This window comes from Streptomyces sp. NPDC041135, from assembly GCF_055592085.1.
The window spans coordinates 90,679-107,176 of the sequence record NZ_JBVIYZ010000014.1 but is presented as its reverse complement, the minus strand read 5'-3'; the positions used below and the strand labels follow the sequence as shown (position 1 = coordinate 107,176).

At 75.3% G+C, this 16,498-nt stretch carries 17 protein-coding genes; 11 read left to right on the top strand and 6 right to left on the bottom strand.

Features of this window, described 5'->3' with window-relative positions:
• Positions 1-70: 70 nt before the first annotated feature.
• On the top strand, positions 71-838 hold the full coding sequence (locus tag ACZ6CZ_RS27385; RefSeq protein ID WP_469026222.1) for a DUF4328 domain-containing protein: 768 nt from the start codon (positions 71-73) through the stop codon (positions 836-838).
• A 94-nt stretch (positions 839-932) separates the two neighbouring features.
• Positions 933-1,880: an MIP/aquaporin family protein gene (locus ACZ6CZ_RS27380; protein ID WP_469026220.1), complete on the top strand. Its 948-nt coding sequence runs from the start codon at positions 933-935 to the stop codon at positions 1,878-1,880.
• 21 nt (positions 1,881-1,901) lie between these two features.
• On the opposite strand, the gene ACZ6CZ_RS27375 is transcribed toward ACZ6CZ_RS27380, so the two are convergent.
• Complete coding sequence (locus ACZ6CZ_RS27375; protein WP_469026218.1) at positions 1,902-3,338, bottom strand: hypothetical protein; 1,437 nt, start codon at positions 3,336-3,338, stop codon at positions 1,902-1,904.
• A 113-nt stretch (positions 3,339-3,451) separates the two neighbouring features.
• On the opposite strand from ACZ6CZ_RS27375, the gene ACZ6CZ_RS27370 reads away from it, so the two are divergent.
• Entirely contained in the window at positions 3,452-4,744 is a 1,293-nt protein-coding gene (locus tag ACZ6CZ_RS27370) for a molybdopterin-dependent oxidoreductase (RefSeq protein ID WP_469026216.1), read from the top strand.
• 427 nt (positions 4,745-5,171) lie between these two features.
• On the opposite strand, the gene ACZ6CZ_RS27365 is transcribed toward ACZ6CZ_RS27370, so the two are convergent.
• The 3 genes from ACZ6CZ_RS27365 to ACZ6CZ_RS27355 are packed head-to-tail and all read right to left on the bottom strand — an operon-like array spanning position 5,172 to position 7,308.
• Positions 5,172-5,960 (bottom strand): class I SAM-dependent methyltransferase, encoded by a 789-nt coding sequence (locus ACZ6CZ_RS27365; protein ID WP_469026213.1) that lies wholly within the window; start codon positions 5,958-5,960, stop codon positions 5,172-5,174.
• Entirely contained in the window at positions 5,957-6,574 is a 618-nt protein-coding gene (locus ACZ6CZ_RS27360) for a TIGR04282 family arsenosugar biosynthesis glycosyltransferase (RefSeq protein ID WP_469026211.1), read from the bottom strand. The genes ACZ6CZ_RS27365 and ACZ6CZ_RS27360 overlap by 4 nt, the downstream gene beginning before the upstream one ends.
• Positions 6,571-7,308, bottom strand: coding sequence for a glycosyltransferase family 2 protein (locus tag ACZ6CZ_RS27355; RefSeq protein WP_469026208.1), 738 nt, complete (start codon positions 7,306-7,308; stop codon positions 6,571-6,573). The genes ACZ6CZ_RS27360 and ACZ6CZ_RS27355 overlap by 4 nt, the downstream gene beginning before the upstream one ends.
• Positions 7,309-7,431: 123 nt before the next feature.
• On the opposite strand from ACZ6CZ_RS27355, the gene ACZ6CZ_RS27350 reads away from it, so the two are divergent.
• The gene (locus ACZ6CZ_RS27350) at positions 7,432-8,226 is read left to right on the top strand and encodes a response regulator transcription factor (RefSeq protein WP_469026206.1); all 795 of its coding nucleotides are present in this window, start codon (positions 7,432-7,434) and stop codon (positions 8,224-8,226) included.
• A gap of 5 nt (positions 8,227-8,231) precedes the next feature.
• Complete coding sequence (locus tag ACZ6CZ_RS27345; protein ID WP_469026310.1) at positions 8,232-9,332, top strand: sensor histidine kinase; 1,101 nt, start codon at positions 8,232-8,234, stop codon at positions 9,330-9,332.
• Positions 9,333-9,362: 30 nt separating this feature from the next.
• On the opposite strand, the gene ACZ6CZ_RS27340 is transcribed toward ACZ6CZ_RS27345, so the two are convergent.
• The gene (locus ACZ6CZ_RS27340) at positions 9,363-10,352 is read right to left on the bottom strand and encodes an NAD-dependent epimerase/dehydratase family protein (protein WP_469026204.1); all 990 of its coding nucleotides are present in this window, start codon (positions 10,350-10,352) and stop codon (positions 9,363-9,365) included.
• 204 nt (positions 10,353-10,556) lie between these two features.
• On the opposite strand from ACZ6CZ_RS27340, the gene ACZ6CZ_RS27335 reads away from it, so the two are divergent.
• From ACZ6CZ_RS27335 to ACZ6CZ_RS27310, 6 genes are all read left to right on the top strand, one after another.
• Entirely contained in the window at positions 10,557-10,883 is a 327-nt protein-coding gene (locus tag ACZ6CZ_RS27335; RefSeq protein ID WP_469026201.1) for a MerR family transcriptional regulator, read from the top strand.
• A gap of 238 nt (positions 10,884-11,121) precedes the next feature.
• A complete protein-coding gene (locus ACZ6CZ_RS27330) occupies positions 11,122-11,325 on the top strand; it encodes a cold-shock protein (RefSeq protein WP_053661143.1) in 204 nt (67 codons plus the stop codon).
• A 124-nt stretch (positions 11,326-11,449) separates the two neighbouring features.
• On the top strand, positions 11,450-11,713 hold the full coding sequence (locus ACZ6CZ_RS27325; protein WP_469026198.1) for an SCO5918 family protein: 264 nt from the start codon (positions 11,450-11,452) through the stop codon (positions 11,711-11,713).
• A gap of 231 nt (positions 11,714-11,944) precedes the next feature.
• The gene (locus tag ACZ6CZ_RS27320; RefSeq protein WP_469026195.1) at positions 11,945-12,148 is read left to right on the top strand and encodes a cold-shock protein; all 204 of its coding nucleotides are present in this window, start codon (positions 11,945-11,947) and stop codon (positions 12,146-12,148) included.
• Positions 12,149-12,446: 298 nt separating this feature from the next.
• Positions 12,447-13,988 (top strand): DEAD/DEAH box helicase, encoded by a 1,542-nt coding sequence (locus tag ACZ6CZ_RS27315; RefSeq protein ID WP_469026193.1) that lies wholly within the window; start codon positions 12,447-12,449, stop codon positions 13,986-13,988.
• Positions 13,989-14,020: 32 nt separating this feature from the next.
• Complete coding sequence (locus ACZ6CZ_RS27310; protein ID WP_469026190.1) at positions 14,021-14,299, top strand: hypothetical protein; 279 nt, start codon at positions 14,021-14,023, stop codon at positions 14,297-14,299.
• Positions 14,300-14,374: 75 nt separating this feature from the next.
• Here ACZ6CZ_RS27310 and ACZ6CZ_RS27305 read toward each other — a convergent pair whose 3' ends face one another.
• The gene (locus ACZ6CZ_RS27305) at positions 14,375-16,420 is read right to left on the bottom strand and encodes an N-acetylmuramoyl-L-alanine amidase (RefSeq protein WP_469026187.1); all 2,046 of its coding nucleotides are present in this window, start codon (positions 16,418-16,420) and stop codon (positions 14,375-14,377) included.
• Positions 16,421-16,498: the final 78 nt, after the last annotated feature.

Genomic DNA, 16,498 nt, shown 5'->3' with positions numbered 1-16,498 from the left:
CGGACCTGTGACCAGGCGGGCGGTCCGGGCCGCGTCAGTGACGGGCCGGGCCGTGGTCCAGGATGACCCGGTGACAGACCAGACGACCGGGCGCGCCGCGCAGCCCGCACCCCGGCCCGCGCCCCTCCCCGTCCCGGCCCCCGCGCTGGAGCCCGTCGACCGGGTGGCGTGGCTCACCGTGGCGGCCCTGCTGCTCGCGGGCGCCGCCCGGGTGGTGCGGGCCGCGTGGGAGTTCCGGCTCGCGGCGGCCGGGGAGCCCGCATCGGGTCCGCCGGACCAGGGCGGCGGGGCGCACCGGCCGCCGACCGCGCTGGAGAACTCCTTCCACACCGTGGACACCCTCGGCAACGCGGCCGCGTTGCTGTGCGCCGTGGCGTTCCTGACCTGGATGGGCCGGGTATATCGCAACGGCCGCGCGCTGTCCGGGCAGCGGCCGCGTCACGCGGCCGTCTGGGTGTGGCTCGGCTGGCTCGTGCCCTTCGCCAACCTCTGGATACCGCGCGGCGTCATCGCCGACGCCTACCGCCGCAGCGCCCCCGGTCGCCGGCCGCCGTACTCCCTCACCTGCTGGTGGGTGCTCTGGCTGGCCGGCACCCTCGGTGGGGTGGGGCTGGTGTACGACGACTCGGTGGACGAGATCGTCGCCCGGGCCTACACGGACGTCTGGTCGCTGGCCGCCTGCGACGCGGCCCTGGCGGGCGCGGCCGTCGCCGGCGCGCTGGCCGTCCGCGCCGTCACGGCCGTACAGCTGGAGCGGACGGGCGGGCGGGGACGCCAGGCGGCGGCGGTGCCGACGGCGAGCCCGGAGCCGGCGCCGGAGCCGGTGCCTCAGGGGTGAGCCGGGGGCCGGGAACGGGTCACCCTGCGTGTGCGGCCGTTATGGGTGAACATGGTGATATTGGCCGTATTGCTCTCTTCAAGGGGGCCCAAAGATGGCTGTGGAGATCCCTCCGCTGATGAAACCCTCCCGGCTCAGGAGCCGCGGCGGGCTGCTGGGTGAATGCCTGGCCGAGTTCCTGGGGACCTTCGTCCTCATCTCCTTCGGATGCGGTGTCGTGGCCATGGCGGTCGCGGCGCTGCCCGGTTCGGGCCGCACCGCCGGGCCCACGACGTTCTTCCTCGGCGCCGGCGACTGGCTGCTGATCACCTGGGGCTGGGGACTGGCCGTGGTCTTCGGCGTGTACGTCGCCGGCGGCGTCAGCGGCGCCCACCTCAACCCCGCGGTGACCCTGGCCTTCGCCGTGCGACGCAAGTTCGCCTGGGCCAAGGTCGTCCCCTACTGGGTGTCCCAGATCATCGGCGCCTTCACCGGGGCGGCCCTGGTCTACGGCGTCTACCACGACGCGATCAACACGTTCGACCAGGCCATGAAGGGGCCGAAGACCAACGGGCACACGCTCGCCTCCTTCTCCATCTTCGCCACCTTCCCGGCGCCGTACTTCCACGGCGGCGTCTGGGGGCCCCTGATCGACCAGATCGTCGGCACCGCCTTCCTGGTCCTGTTCATCGTGGCCCTCATCGACCTGCGCAACACGGCGGTGAAGGCGAACCTCGGCCCCCTGGTGGTCGGTTTCGCCGTGGCCGCCATCGGCATGTCCTACGGCGCCAACGCGGGGTACGCCATCAACCCGGCCCGTGACTTCGGTCCGCGCCTGTTCACCTGGTTCGCCGGGTGGGGGCACCTGGCGTTCCCGGGGAGCGTGCCAGGGGCGTTCAGCGACTACTGGTGGATCCCGATCGTCGGGCCGCTGATCGGCGCCGTCATCGGTGTCCTGGTGTACGACCTGTTCATCGGCGACATCCTGCACGCCCGCGCCGAACAGGGCGAACTCCCCGAACCCGGCCGCACCCGGGAGGTGGTGACCGAGGACGACGAGTGACGGCCGCTCCACGGGCGCCGCTCACCAGCCGGTCAGGAGCAGGTGGTTGAGGAGCAGCGCGAGGACCGCCTGCGCGGCCAGCCACGCACGGGGACGCGACAGGTACGCGCAGGCCGGCAGCAGCCACGCGGCGAACGGCAGCCAGATGCGTTCGGTCTCCGCCTTGCTCATCCCGGACAGGTCGGCGATCAGCAGGCAGGCCAGGGCGGCACCCACCAGCAGCGCCAGCCGGGCGTCGGCGGACGCCGCCCGGGCCCCGGCGGACGCGGTGCCGGACGCGGGCCCGGTGGCGGCACCGGTGCGGCGGGGGAGGAGCGCGACGGCGGCGCGGCGCAGGCCGGCCGCCGTCGCGGGACCGGTGATCAGGGCCGCGCAGGCCAGGTCGGCCCACACCCAGTAGCCGTAGGGGCGGACACCGCCGACGCCCTGGTAGTAGCGGGTGACGAGCAGGCGGTAGCCCTCCCACCAGTCGAAACCGGCCACCGTGAACACCACCGGTACGACGGCGGCCCCCGCGAGCAGCAGCGCCGCGAGGGCGAGGGGGCGGCGCCGGACCCGGTCGCGGCCCAGCAGCAGGACGGCCGCCGCGATCGGCGCGAACAGCGTCAGGCCGTAGGAGAGGTAGCAGGTCAGGCCGAACAGCAGCCCCGAGGGCGCGGCCCACCACAGACAGCGGCCGGTGACCGCGAGCGCCAGCAGGGCCACCGCCCACGCGGCGACCGCCGTGAAGTACCCGTCGGCCGAGGTGCCCGTCCACACCGCCGCCGGGGCCAGCACCAGGAACGGCGCCGCCCGCCGGGCCCGCGCCTCCCCGGCCAGCGCGCGCACGGCGACCAGCACCGCCGCGCACGCCGTCGCCCCGGCGGTGATGCACCAGGCGCCCGCCCAGCCGCCGCCGTGCAGCCCGATCCGGTCGAGCAGGACGAAGGTGACCGTGGCCGCCGGGGGGTGACCGGCGACGTGGGCGGGCCAGGGCGCGGGGGACCCGGCGACGATGTGGCGGGTGAAGTCGCCGAGGGCGGCCGGGAGGTCGTGGAAGCGGCCGATGACGGTGAGGTACTCGTTGCGGGTGGTGAGCCGGCCGGCCACGCCCCGCCGCCAGCCGTCGACCAGCGCCAGCGACCAGGTCCACGCCATCGCCGTGGCCACGGCCGCCGCGAGCAGCGCCCGCCACGGCAGCCGCGCGGCGAGCGCGGGCCCGTACGCCACCACGGCCGCCGCCACCAGTACGGCCGCCGGGGTGCCCGGGCCCAGGTGCGGGTCCCACTCGGCGAGGACCGGGGGCCAGTGCACGAAGAGGGTGTGGCGGGTGTCCTGGATGTGGCGGCCCACGAGGGCGGCCGCCAGCACCAGCAGGGCGGCGGCGCCCGCGGCGCAGAGGTCGGGGGCCGCGCGGCGCAGGGCACCGCGCGGGCGGGGCGGTGCGGGGGCGGCGGCGGTGCGGCTGGGGCGGGTCACACCGGAACGCTAGGGCGGCGGACGGCGTCCGCACGGTCACCGGCGCCGGACGTCAGCGTTTCGTCATGGGTCGCGGGCCCGCGGAGCGGCCCGACCAGGCCTACCGTCGGACCATGCGAGACGACGACCCCCGGCTCCCCTCCTCGCCCGGCTTCTGGCGCAGTCCCGTGCGCGGGCCCCGGTTCACCGCCGTGCTGGGTCTGGTCCTGCTCGCCGGCATCACCGTGCTGTTCGTGACGGGCCTGCTCAGCTACGCCGCCTACAACCCGGGCCTGTCCCGGGTGAACGACCAGACCCCGGGCAAGGGCCTGCTCGGCTTCTACCTCTTCGCCTGGCCGACCGACCCGCCCTGGCTGTACCGGCTCACCCAGGGCACCCACGTCACCCTCGGCATCGCCCTGGTCCCGGTGCTGCTGGCCAAGCTGTGGTCGGTCGTGCCGAGGCTGTTCGCGCTGCCGCCCGCGCGCTCCCTGACGCACGCCCTGGAGCGGCTCTCGCTGCTGCTGCTCGTCGGCGGTGCGCTGTTCGAGTTCACCACCGGCATCCTCAACGTCCAGCTCGACTACGTCTTCCCCGGCTCCTTCTACCCCCTGCACTTCTACGGCGCCTGGGTCTTCTTCGCCGCCTTCCTCGCCCACGCGGCCCTGAAGACACCGGCGGCCGTCCGCACGCTGCGGCAGGCGCGCGAGGCGGGAGAGGCCGGAGAGGTGACGCACACGCCGGGGGCGCGGGAGGCGGGGGAGGCGGCCGGGCTGGTGTCGCCGCGGCCGGATGCCCCGACCGTCTCCCGGCGCGGCGCGCTGTGGTTCGTGGGCGGCGCCTCCCTGCTGCTCCTCGGCACGACGGCCGGGCAGAGCATCGGCGGCCCGCTGCGGCGCACCGCCCTGCTCGCCCCGCACGGCGGCCCCGACCCCGGCACCGGCCCCCACCGCTTCCAGGTCAACAAGACGGCCCGGTACGCGGGCATCGACCCGGGCGAGACCGGCGAGGAGGCGTGGCGGCTGGTCGTCACCGGCCGCTCCGGCACCGTCCGGCTCGGCCGCGCCGACCTGCTGCGGATGCCCCGGCACGACAGCGCGCTGCCGATCGCCTGCGTCGAGGGCTGGTCCACCGGCGACCAGTCGTGGAGCGGCGTACGGCTGCGGGACCTGGCGGCCCTGGTGGGCCACGGCGACGACGGCGACCCGCCGGACGTGCTGGTCGAGTCCCTTCAGCGGCACGGCGCCTTCCGGCACGCCGCGCTGCGCGGCAACCAGGTCGCCGACCCGCGGTCCCTGCTCGCCCTGCACGTCAACGGCGCGGACCTGTCCCCCGACCACGGCTACCCGGCGCGCGTCATCGTGCCCGCGGCACCCGGTGTGCTGAACACCAAATGGGTGGCCCGGCTGACCTTCGGAGACCTGTGATGCCCCGCCGCCCCGCACCCGCGCCCCCGGCCCGCCCCGGCCGCCGCCTGCCCACCGGCTTCCGGCTCCCCGCAGGCCTGCGCCGCGTCCCTCCCGGCCTGCGCCGCGTCCCTCCCGGCCTCCGGCTCCCCCTCGGCAGTCCCCTGCACCTGCTGCTGCTCGCCTGCTCGTTCGCGCTCGCCGGGTACGCGGGCGTACGGCTCCTCGCGGGCGACCCGCTCGGCGTGGCGCTGTGGTTCGCCGGCGCGGCGCTGCTGCACGACCTGGTGCTGGTGCCGCTGTACGCGGTCGCGGACCGGGCGGTCGTCCGCGGACTGGGCGCGGCCGGGCGCCGGTCGTGGGCGCTGTACGTCCGGGTGCCGGCCGCGCTGTCGGGGCTGCTCCTGCTGGTGTGGTTCCCGCTGATCAGCGGTGCGGTGGACGCGCGCTACCGGTCGGCCACCGGACTGTCCGCCGACGGCTTCCTGGCCCGCTGGCTGCTGATCACCGCCGCGCTCTGCGGCGGCTCGGCGCTGCTGCTGGCGGTGCGGGTGGCGCGCGAGCGCAGGGCGACGAAGCGGCGCGAGCCCGACGTCCACTGAGCGGCCGTCCGCCACCCGGCCTCCCGGGCGCGGCCCAGCAGGGCCGGGGTGCCGAGCCGCGCCCACGGGAACGGGCTGCCGGCCGCCTCCTCGCCGGTGACGCCGACGACGCGCACCAGGGACCGCTCGTCGACGTCCACCGCGGCCGTCTCGGCGATCAGCAGGCCACCGGGGGCCAGCAGCCGGGCCGTCCGGTCGAGCAGGGCGCGCGGATCACCGCCGATGCCGACGTTGCCGTCCATGAGCAGCACGGTGCCCCAGCGGCCCTCGCCGGGCAGCGGCTCGAAGACGGAGCGGCGCAGCGCCTGCCCGCCGAGCGCGACGGTCCGGGCGACGGCGGCCTCGCTCACGTCGATGCCGAGGACGCTGCGACCGCGCCCGGCGAGATCCGCGACCAGCCGGCCGGGCCCGCAGCCCACGTCCAGCACCGCGCCCTCGCAGCGGTCCAGCACCTCCCGGTCGACCCGGTCGGCGCGCGCGCACCAGCGTTCCACCTCCAGCGGCAGCAGCCATCCGTCGGCACGCCGCAGGAACAGCGGGCCCCGCCCGGTGCGCAGCGCTGCGGCGTAGGGGTCGGCGGCGGCCCAGGCGAGGGCAGGGGCGGGGGCGGAGGCCGTGGCGGGTGCGGTGCTCATCGTGCGTCCGCCGCCCCGCAGCGGGCCAGGCGGGCCGCGAACCGGCTGTGCGGGGCGAGGGCGGCCACCTCCCGGGCGTCCGCGGCGGTGTCGACGTCGCGCAGCGGGGGCAGGTCGCGCACCCGCAGCCCGGCGCCGGTCAGCCGGGCCCGCTGGACGGCGCCCGTCCGCGCCACCGACATCGGCACCCCGAGCAGCAGGGCCGGGTCGGGCCGGGCCAGCCCCAGCGCCCAGAAGCCGCCGTCCCGGGCCGGCCCGAAGTACGCGTCGCACCCGGCGAAGTCCACGGTGAGCAGCTCCGGCGTCACCTGCGGGGTGTCCATGCCGATCAGCAGGGCGGGGCCCGGGCAGCGGGCGAAGGCGTCGGCGAGCCGCACGTCCAGGCCGCCCGGGCACTGCGCCACGACGTCGAAGCCGGGCGGCAGCCAGGCGCCGGGGCGGCCGTCGAGGACCAGCACCCGCCGGTCGGCCGGGGCGGCGGCGACCGCGCCCAGGGTGTCGGTGAGGGCGGCCTCGGCGAGCGCCGCCGCCTCCTCGGGCGTGAACGGCGGGGTCAGCCGGGTCTTTACCCGGCCCGGCCGGGGCTCCTTGGCGATGACGAGGAGAGTGGTCACCGGGGCGTCCCTCCCGGCGTCGGGGCCGGTGGCCCGGCCAGGACGCGGCTCATGTCACGGACCGCCTGCCACGTGCCCCGCCAGGTGCCGGTCACCTTCGAGGCGCCGGTGCGCGGCAGGTACGGCACGTCGTGCTCGGTGACCCGCCAGCCGGCGTCGGCGGCCCGGACCACCATCTCCAGCGGGTACCCACTGCGCCGGTCGGTGAGACCGAGGCCGAGCAGCGGCTCGCGGCGGGCGGCGCGCAGCGGACCGAGGTCGTGCAGGCGCAGGCCGGTGCGGCGGCGCAGCATCCGGGCGACGGCGAGGTTGCCCACCCGGGCGTGCGCGGGCCAGGCGCCCCGGCCGCGAGGGCGCCTGCGGCCCAGCACCAGGTCGGCGGCGCCGGAGCGGACCTCGGCGGCGAACGGCACCAGCAGCGCGGGGTCGAGGGAGGCGTCGCAGTCGCAGAAGCAGACCACCTCCGCGGTGGCGGCGCTCAGCCCGGCGTGGCAGGCGGCGCCGAAGCCGCGGCGCGGTTCGTGCACGACGCTCGCGCCGAGGGCGCGGGCCACGTCCGCCGAGCCGTCGGTGGAGCCGTTGTCCACGACGATCGCGCGCCAGCCGGGCGGGATGCGGCCGAGCACCCAGGGCAGGGCGCCGGCCTCGTTCAGACACGGGAGCACGACGTCGGCCACGGCGGCGCCGGCGCGGGGCGCGGCCGCGGGCCGCGGGGGCGGGGAGGGGGTCGTCACGGCTTTCACCCTACGAACGCGAAGAGGACTTACCGGACTTCGGCTCCTTACGAAACGCGGACGTCGGGGCCCGTCGTGCACCGGGCCGCCCCGCCGCCGGCCCCGCGGTGCCAGGCTGGCGGCATGCAGCAGCCGTACCAGCCCCCGCCCCCGGGCGCCGCCCGCGTCCTGGTCGTCGACGACGACCCGACCGTCGCGGAGGTCGTCGCCGGATACCTGGACCGGGCCGGGTACGTCGTCGACCGGGCCGACGACGGCCCGTCCGCCCTGGCCCGCGCCGCCGAGCAGTGGCCGGACCTGGTGGTCCTCGACCTCATGCTGCCCGGCATGGACGGGCTGGAGGTGTGCCGCCGGATGCGCGGCCAGGGGCCCGTGCCGGTCATCATGCTCACCGCCCGGGGTGACGAGGACGACCGCATCCTGGGCCTGGAGGTGGGCGCCGACGACTACGTCACCAAGCCCTTCAGCCCCCGCGAGCTGGTCCTGCGGGTGGAGTCGGTGCTGCGCCGGGCCCGCCCCGCCGCCCCCGGACGGGCACTGGCCGCGGCCGGTCTCAGCGTCGACCCCGACGCCCGCCGCGCCTCCCGGAACGGCACCGCGCTCGCCCTGACCCTGCGGGAGTTCGACCTCCTCGCCTTCTTCCTGCGCCACCCGGGACGGGCCTTCGGCCGCGAGGACCTGATGCGCGAGGTGTGGGGCTGGGACTTCGGCGACCTGTCGACGGTGACGGTGCACGTGCGCCGGCTGCGCGGCAAGATCGAGGACGACCCGGCCCGGCCCCGGCTGATCCAGACCGTCTGGGGAGTGGGCTACCGCTTCGACCCCGGCCCGGAGCCTGCCCCCGGCCCCGACCCGGCCACCGACCCCGGCACCGCCGGCCCTGGTACCTCCTCCGGCGGAGAGGCGGACCGGCCGTGAACACCATGGTCCTCATCGCCCTGTACGCCTTCGCCGGCGCCGCCGTGACCGGGCTGGCCGGAGCCGTGGTGCTGCGGCTGATCCGGCGGCGCTCGCTCACCGCGTCCCTCGCCGTGGTCGCGGCGGTCGGGGTGGTCGCGATGCTCGCCGGGACGCTCGCGGTCGCCTGGGCGATGTTCCTGTCGCCGCACGACCTGAGCGTCGTCACCACCGTCGTGGCGATGGCCGCGGTGGTCTCGCTGGCCACCGCGCTGCTGCTGGGCCGCTGGGTCGTCGCCCGCAGCCGGGCGCTCGCCGTCGCCGCCCGCTCCTTCGGCGACGGCGGCGACTTCGCCGCGCCCGCCGGCGCCGCCACCGCCGAACTGGAGGCCGTAAGCCGTGAACTGGCCGCCACCAGCGCCCGCCTCGCCGCCTCCCGGGACCGCGAACGCGCCCTGGAGACCTCCCGGCGGGAACTCGTCGCCTGGATCTCGCACGACCTGCGCACCCCGCTCGCGGGCCTGCGCGCCATGGCGGAGGCGCTGGAGGACGGCGTGGCCGCCGACCCCGACCGCTATCTGCGGCAGATCCGCACCGAGGTGGAGCGGCTCAACGACATGGTCGGCGACCTCTTCGAACTCTCCCGCATCCACGCCGGCACCCTCCCGCTGAGCCCGATGCGGATCTCCCTGTACGACCTCGTCGGCGACGCCCTCGCCGGCGCCGACCCGCTCGCCCGGGAGCACGGGGTGCGGCTGGTCGGCGACCGGGTGGAGCCGGTGCCGGTCGAGGTGGACGGCAAGGAGATGAGCCGGGTCCTGGGGAACCTGCTGGTCAACGCCATCCGGCGGACCCCGGCCGACGGGACGGTCGCGGTGGCCGCCGAGCGTTCGGCGCACGGCGTGGTGCTGTCGGTGACCGACGGCTGCGGCGGCATCCCCGAGGAGGACCTGTCCCGCGTCTTCGGCACCGGCTGGCGCGGCACGCACGCCCGGACCCCGCCGGCCGGGGCGGGCCTGGGCCTGGCCATCGTGCGGGGCATCGTGGAGGCCCACCGGGGCCGGGCCACCGTCCGCAACATCCCCGGTGGCTGCCGCTTCGAGGTGACCCTGCCGGCCGCGCCCTGACCGCGCCCGGCGGCCTCGCCGGGGCACCCGTCACTCGCTCCGGGCGAACTCCCGCATCCCCTCCGCGAAGCCGACCCGCGGCCGCCAGCCCAGCGCGGCCCGCAGCCGCGCCGAGTCCGCGGTGATGTGCCGCACGTCGCCCAGCCGGTACTCCCCGGTGACCACGGGCTCGGGCCCGCCGCAGGCCAGCGCCAGCGCCCGCGCCATCTCGCCGACCGTGTGCGGCTCGCCGCTGCCGGTGTTGTAGACGGTGAGCACCCCGCCCGGCGCGTCCGCCTCCAGCGCCGCCACGTTCGCCGCGGCGACGTCCCGCACGTGCACGAAGTCCCGCCGCTGGCGGCCGTCCTCGAAGACCCGGGGGGCCTCGCCGCGGGCCAGCGCCGAACGGAAGAAGGAGGCGACCCCGGCGTACGGCGTGTCCCGGGGCATCCGGGGGCCGTAGACGTTGTGGTAGCGCAGCGACACCGCGCCGCCGCCCGTCGAGCGGGCCCAGGCGGCCGCCAGGTGCTCCTGGGCGAGCTTGGTGGTGGCGTACACGTTGCGCGGGTCGGCGGGCGCGTCCTCGCCGACCAGCCCGGGCGCCAGGTCCGCCCCGCACGCCGGGCAGCCCGGCTCGAAGCGGCCCGCGTCCAGATCGGCGACGGCCCGCGGACCCGGCCGCACGGCGCCGTGGCGGGGGCACTCGTAGCGGCCCTCCCCGTACACGACCATCGACCCGGCCAGCACCAGACGGCGTACGCCCGCCCGGGCCATCTCGGTGAGCAGGACGGCGGTGCCGAGGTCGTTGCGGGAGACGTACTCCGCCGCGTCGGCGAACCCGGTGCCCAGGCCCACCATCGCCGCCTGGTGGCACACCGCCCCGGCACCCGCCAGCGCCCGGGCGACGGCCGCCGGGTCGCGCACGTCGGCGCCGGGATCGCCCCGCACGTCGAACACCACCGGCTCGTGCCCGCGCGCCGCGAGCGCCTCGACGACATGGGACCCGATGAACCCGGCACCGCCGGTGACCAGTACACGCATGCCGCCACGCTAGGCACGCCGCCATCCGGACGCGGTGTCCGCGCCGCGCACGTCATGACTTCGTAAGGCGGCGGCGCCGGCCGGGGCGTTCGGAAATCTGTGGCTGCCGAGGCAGGGATTGCACCGGAGCGACTAGAGTTTCCCAGGGGAGTCCAGTAACCCCGCGGCGGGCCGCTGCCTCCGATGGCCCGCGGAAAGGCGCACATGCCCTCGGAAGACCGGCCGCACGCCCTCGACCGGCTCGACGACGACGACCACCCGGCGTACACCATGGGCCGGGCGGCGGAAGTCATCGGCGCCTCACCCGGTTTCCTGCGGGCCCTGGGGGAGGCGGGGCTGATCGAACCCGTGCGGTCCGACGGCGGGCACCGCCGCTACTCCCGCCACCAGCTGCGGCTGGCCGCCCGCGCCCGCGAGCTGGTCGACCAGGGCACGCCCATCGAGTCCGCCTGCCGCATCATCGTCCTGGAGGACGACCTCGAGGAGGCCCTGCGCCTCAACGAGGAGCTGCGCCGCCCCGAGGGCGACTGAAAATCTCCCGTCGCCGGAGCAGGATTCCCGCAGACGCCGAATAGAGCTTATATCCCGCACGCCAGTCGGTATTTCGCGACACGGCGAATTACCCGGGCCGGCCGATCGACCCCGTGCTAGGCTGGAACGCAGTTGCAGATGTGGTTGCCATTTTTCCGGTTTCCGGTGGGTGATCATCGCAGCGATGAGGATTCTCACGAGGTGTGGGTTTCCAGCACTGCGTTACAGGAGAAATGACATGGCCACGGGTACCGTGAAGTGGTTCAACGCTGAAAAGGGCTTCGGCTTCATCGAGCAGGACGGCGGCGGCGCCGACGTCTTCGCCCACTACTCGAACATCGCCACCTCGGGCTTCCGCGAGCTCCAGGAAGGCCAGAAGGTGAGCTTCGACGTCACGCAGGGCCAGAAGGGCCCGCAGGCGGAGAACATCGTTCCGGCCTGACCCTCGCTTAGAGAGTCTCGCGCGTAATCGCGTAACAGGGACCCGCACCTTGGGTGTGGGTCCCTGTTTCGTTTACCTGTTTTTCAGCTTTACTTCTCCGCCCAGGGTTTTCACTGGAGGCACCATGCGCTGTGTAATCGCCCGTTACCCCTTCGAACTGGTCAAGTCCGACGTGGAGACGGCGGTGGCGGGCATCCGGCCCGAGCCGGTCACCGGGGCCTGCGTGGCCATCGGACGCGAGCTGTACCCGGTGAAGCAGGTGGGCCAGGTGGTCACCGGTCAGGACCGGCGTGACTTCACCGCCCTGGAGATGACCAACGCGCTGACCCGCCTCGGCTTCACCTGCCACGCCACGCCCCCGCAGCAGCCGGCCGCCGACTTCGCCTAGACCTCCGGGTCCGAAGGCTTTCCGGGGTGGAGGCGCTTGTCACAGAGCCCGCCCCGGGGTCCCGTGCTAGTGTTGATATCAGTTGCAGTTATGGTTCCCAGCACTTCCAGTGCTCCCAAGCGCTCCCAAGTGCTTTTGTGTGGCCCGGATTCTCCGGACGGGGTAATCATCGCAGCGGCGCGGGGCTCGCACAGTGCGGGCCCCCGGGTACTGCCCCGAAGGAGAAAAATTATGGCTACCGGCACCGTGAAGTGGTTCAACTCGGAAAAGGGCTTCGGCTTCATCGAGCAGGATGGTGGCGGCCCCGACGTGTTCGCCCACTACTCGAACATCGCCGCCCAGGGCTTCCGTGAGCTCCAGGAGGGCCAGAAGGTGAACTTCGACGTCACCCAGGGCCCGAAGGGTCCGCAGGCCGAGAACATCACGCCTGCCTGACGCTCACGCGTACTTCGTGGCTGGGGCCCGCACCTTGGGGTGCGGGCCCCAGCCCATTGCTTTGACGGGGCGGCTCGCCCGCGGGGTCCTCACCTCATGAGGTCCCTCCGACGGGGTAACGCCGCCCATCCGTTCGTCCAGTCCCCCGGACGGCCGCCCCCGGCGTTCCGCACGCCCGAGGCAGGCTCCGTCCGATCACCGGTTCGTTCATGCGGTCCCGGCAGCCGCGCGCACCCCGCGCGGCCCTTCTCCCCGCCGGGAATTCCTTGCAACGTGCCGCACACAAGGAAGGTTCTGCGTGAACCGCACAACCCGTAGGAACAACCGGTACGACAACCCCCGTTCGGAGGGCTCGGCCGGCTACCGCGGCGGCGCCCCCGCCCAGGGCCGAGGCCGCTCCGGCGCCGGCAGCCGCTCCACCGCCAAGGGCGGCCGCCGCCCCAGCGCGGTGCAGGGCGAGTTCGCCCCGCCGGTCACCGTCACCCCGGCCCTGCCGGCCGTGGAGTCGTTCGCCGACCTGGACATGCCCGCGCCGCTGCTGGCCGCGCTCGCGTCCGAGGGCGTCAGCGTGCCGTTCCCGATCCAGGCGGCCACCCTGCCGAACTCCGTCGCGGGCCGCGACGTGCTCGGCCGGGGCCGTACCGGCTCCGGCAAGACCCTGGCCTTCGGGCTCGCCCTGCTGGCCCGCACCGCCGGCCGCCGCGCCGAACCCAAGCAGCCGCTGGCCCTGGTCCTCGTCCCCACCCGGGAACTGGCCCAGCAGGTCACCGACGCCCTCACCCCCTACGCCCGCTCGCTGCGGCTGCGCCTGACGACCGTGGTCGGCGGCATGTCGATCGGCCGGCAGGCCAGTGCCCTGCGCGCCGGCGCGGAGGTCGTCGTGGCGACCCCCGGCCGTCTCACCGACCTCGTCGAGCGCCGGGACTGCAGCCTGGACCAGGTGGACATCACCGTCCTGGACGAGGCCGACCAGATGACCGACATGGGCTTCATGCCCCAGGTCACCAAGCTGCTCGACATGGTGCGCCCCGGCGGCCAGCGGATGCTGTTCTCCGCCACCCTGGACCGCAACGTCGACCTCCTGGTCCGCCGCTACCTCGACGACCCGGTCGTGCACTCCGTCGACCCCGCCGCGGGCGCGGTCACCACGATGGACCACCACGTGCTGTACGTGCAGGCGACCGACAAGTACGCGACCACCACCGAGATCGCGGCGCGCGACGGCCGGGTGATCATGTTCCTGGACACCAAGCACGCCGTCGACAAGCTGGTCAAGCACCTGCTGGCCAGCGGCGTCCGCGCCGCGGGGCTGCACGGCGGCAAGTCGCAGCCCCAGCGCACCCGCACCCTCGCCCAGTTCAAGAGCGGCGCCGTCTCCGCGCTGGTGGCGACCAACGTCGCCGCGCGCGGCATCCACGTCGACGACCTCGACCTGGTCGTCAACGTGGACCCGCCCGCCGACCACAAGGACTACCTGCACCGCGGCGGCCGTACCGCGCGGGCCGGCGAGTCCGGCAGCGTCGTCACGCTGGTGCTGCCCGAGCAGCGCCGCGAGATGAGCCGCCTGATGTCGGCCGCGGGCATCACGCCCCAGGCCGCCCAGGTCCGCTCCGGCGAGGCCGAGCTGAGCCGCATCACCGGTGCCCGGCGCCCGTCCGGCGTCCCGGTCACCATCCCGGCGCCCGCCGCTCCCGAGCGCCCCAAGAGCGCCGGCGCCGGCTCCTCGCGCGGCCGCCGTGGCCGCCCCGGCCGCTCCCGCCGCGCCGGTACCGCATCCACCGGCGGCAACCGGTCCGGCACGGGACAGCAGGGACGGTCCTCGTACAGCAGCGCCGCGTAGGACCGGCCCTCACCCGGACCGGAAGGCGTCCCTTGACCCTGACCGCGGTACCACCGCTGCGGCCGCAGCGCACGCACAGCGCCACGGCCACGGCAGCGGTCCCGGGCACGGCGACGCCCTCGGGGACGGTGCCGGCGACGGGCAGGTGCGCGGGCCTGGTGACCCGGGACCAGCTCACCGCCCACCGCGGCGGGACCTGGTACACCGAGCGCGCCCGGCTGCGGGACGTCGCCCACGACCGGGGTCCGGGCGCCTCGCCCGTGGTCGGCCCCGACGGCTGCGCGCCGGGCGTGCTCGCACTCCCGGCCTGACGGCCCGCACCACCTCGCACCACCGGCCTCCGGTCGGCGGGCCGCCGCATCGCCGGCGCCCGCCGTACCGGGGGCTCACTTCTTGGCGGAAGGTTTCTTCGCCGCCGGGGGCTTCACCGTGACCGGCGCCTTCACCACGTCCACGTCGTCCGCCCGGACATAGGCGAGCCGGTAGCCGAACTGGATCTCGTAGTACTGCTGACGGCCCTTCACCACCAGGTTGGGCAGCTCGCCGAAGGACTTGCCGGTCCACGAGCCGACGACCCGGGAGCGGGTGACGTACCGCTGGCCCGCCTGGAGCCCGTACGGCAGCGGGGACTCCGGCTGCTCCGGCACCCCCTCCGGATAGGCGTCCTCGTCCGGCAGCGCCCGCCCGTACACCGGGATCTCGCTCAGACCCGCCTTCGGCGTCACCATCTCCCCGCCCGCGCCGACGGCCGTCGGATGCGCCTTCGGATTGCGGAACCACGCCTTGCGGCCCAGGTACCAGATCGCCGTCCAGTCGCCGCTGCGCCCGGCGACCGCGTAGCTCTGGCCGGCCGACACCCGCGAGCCCAGGTCGCTGACGTCCAGCGTGGAGTCCTCGCCGTCCGGGCGGCGGCCCGGGTCCTGGATCAGCGGCGCGTTGTCGCCCGGCTCGGTGTGCAGCCGTACGGCGCTGGAACCGTGCGGCGCGCACGGCTCACCGTCCTCGACGCAGCCCGTGTACGGCGGCTTGTGCGTGGCGTAGTCCGGCAGCACGGTGACCATGGGGCTGTCCGGTCCGGCCGTCGCCTTCAGCGGCGCGCCGAGCAGGTCGAAGTAGTGCCGCCAGTCCCAGTAGGGGCCGGGGTCCTCGTGCATGTCGGGGATGCTGTCGCCGGTCGGCGCCGGCACGCTGTCGTGCCCGAAGATGTGCTGCCGGTCGAGCGGGACGTGGTACTTCTTCGCCAGGTAGCGCACCAGCCGGGCCGAGGAGCGGTACATCCGCTCCGAGAACCAGGTGTCCGGATGCGTCAGGAAGCCCTCGTGCTCGATGCCGATCGAGCGGGCGTTGACGTACTGGCTGCCCGAGTGCCAGGCCTCGTCCCGGGTCCTGACGTGCTGGGTGACATGGCCGTCACGGGAGCTGATCGAGTAATGCCAGGACGACTCCGTGGGGTCCTGCACGGTCTCGAACATGCTCCACAGCGGCGCCTCGGTGTCGTGGATGACGATGTACTCGATCTTCTGGTCCCGGGGCCGGTCGGCGAGGTCGTGGTTGCCGTAGTCGCCCTCGCCCTCGTCCAGTTCGGCGTAGGGCGCGCCCAGCCAGGAACAGGCCAGCTCCGGCGGGCACTCGGCCTCCGGCGCCCGTGTGCTGCCCGCCCTGGCCGTGGTCCGCGGGCGCACGCGCGGGCTGGCGGCGAGGCTCACCTGCTGCCCCTCGGCCGTGGTGCGGTGCGCGCCGGTCCGGATCACCTCGAAGACGTCCCGCGCGTAGGCGGCGGCCGACGCGGTGTCGGTCGTGCCCGAGGAACGGGCCACCGCCTCCCACCAGTCGGCCGGGTCGGTACTGAGCCGCCTGCCGAGCGCGCGCTGCGTCGCGGCGAGCAGGGCCGCGCCGCCGCGCACGTTGGCGGGCGGGTCCGTCCGCAGCCGCTCCGCCGGCGTCCGGGTCAGCCGGGAGGCCCGCTCCAGGTCCGCCCACTGCTCGGAGTGGCTGTCCGAGGAACGCGCCGGCACCGGCGACCTGGCCGCGCCGGCCGCGCCCGCGGCACCGGTGTCACCGTCCGCGCCGGTGCCGGTGACCGTTCCCGCGCCGGTGGCCGTGTCACTGCCCGGCGGGGGCAGCTCGGGCAGGCCGTGGCCGGAGTCCACCAGGTGCATGGGCCCGTAGCCGCCGGCGACGCTCGGGGTGCCCGGGTGGGCGTCCCAGCGCGACTGCACGTACGACACGCCCATCAGCACGCTCACCGGCACGTGGTACGCGTCCGCCGCGTCCCGGAAGTCGCCCTGCAGGCGCCGCTCGGCCACTCCCCCGGAGTCGTCCGGTGCGGCGACGAGCAGCGGGACCAGCAGCGCGGCCGACGCGGCCACCCACACGATCCGGCTGTGCCCGCGTACGGCGCCGGCGACCCGGGTAATGACACGTCCGCCCATGTGCAAGTGCCTCCAACCACGCTTGTCGCGCCCGGCGCGAAGCCGCTCCGCACGCCACCTCGTACGCTTCCGTGTCCG

Coding starts and splice junctions, on each gene's coding strand:
- ACZ6CZ_RS27380 (WP_469026220.1), top strand. CDS start 933: ATGGCTGTGGAGATCCCTCCGCTGATGAAACCCTCCCGGCTCAGGAGC.
- ACZ6CZ_RS27370 (WP_469026216.1), top strand. CDS start 3,452: ATGCGAGACGACGACCCCCGGCTCCCCTCCTCGCCCGGCTTCTGGCGC.
- ACZ6CZ_RS27365 (WP_469026213.1), bottom strand. CDS start 5,960: ATGAGCACCGCACCCGCCACGGCCTCCGCCCCCGCCCCTGCCCTCGCC.
- ACZ6CZ_RS27350 (WP_469026206.1), top strand. CDS start 7,432: ATGCAGCAGCCGTACCAGCCCCCGCCCCCGGGCGCCGCCCGCGTCCTG.
- ACZ6CZ_RS27345 (WP_469026310.1), top strand. CDS start 8,232: ATGGTCCTCATCGCCCTGTACGCCTTCGCCGGCGCCGCCGTGACCGGG.
- ACZ6CZ_RS27340 (WP_469026204.1), bottom strand. CDS start 10,352: ATGCGTGTACTGGTCACCGGCGGTGCCGGGTTCATCGGGTCCCATGTC.
- ACZ6CZ_RS27335 (WP_469026201.1), top strand. CDS start 10,557: ATGCCCTCGGAAGACCGGCCGCACGCCCTCGACCGGCTCGACGACGAC.
- ACZ6CZ_RS27330 (WP_053661143.1), top strand. CDS start 11,122: ATGGCCACGGGTACCGTGAAGTGGTTCAACGCTGAAAAGGGCTTCGGC.
- ACZ6CZ_RS27325 (WP_469026198.1), top strand. CDS start 11,450: ATGCGCTGTGTAATCGCCCGTTACCCCTTCGAACTGGTCAAGTCCGAC.
- ACZ6CZ_RS27320 (WP_469026195.1), top strand. CDS start 11,945: ATGGCTACCGGCACCGTGAAGTGGTTCAACTCGGAAAAGGGCTTCGGC.
- ACZ6CZ_RS27305 (WP_469026187.1), bottom strand. CDS start 16,420: ATGGGCGGACGTGTCATTACCCGGGTCGCCGGCGCCGTACGCGGGCAC.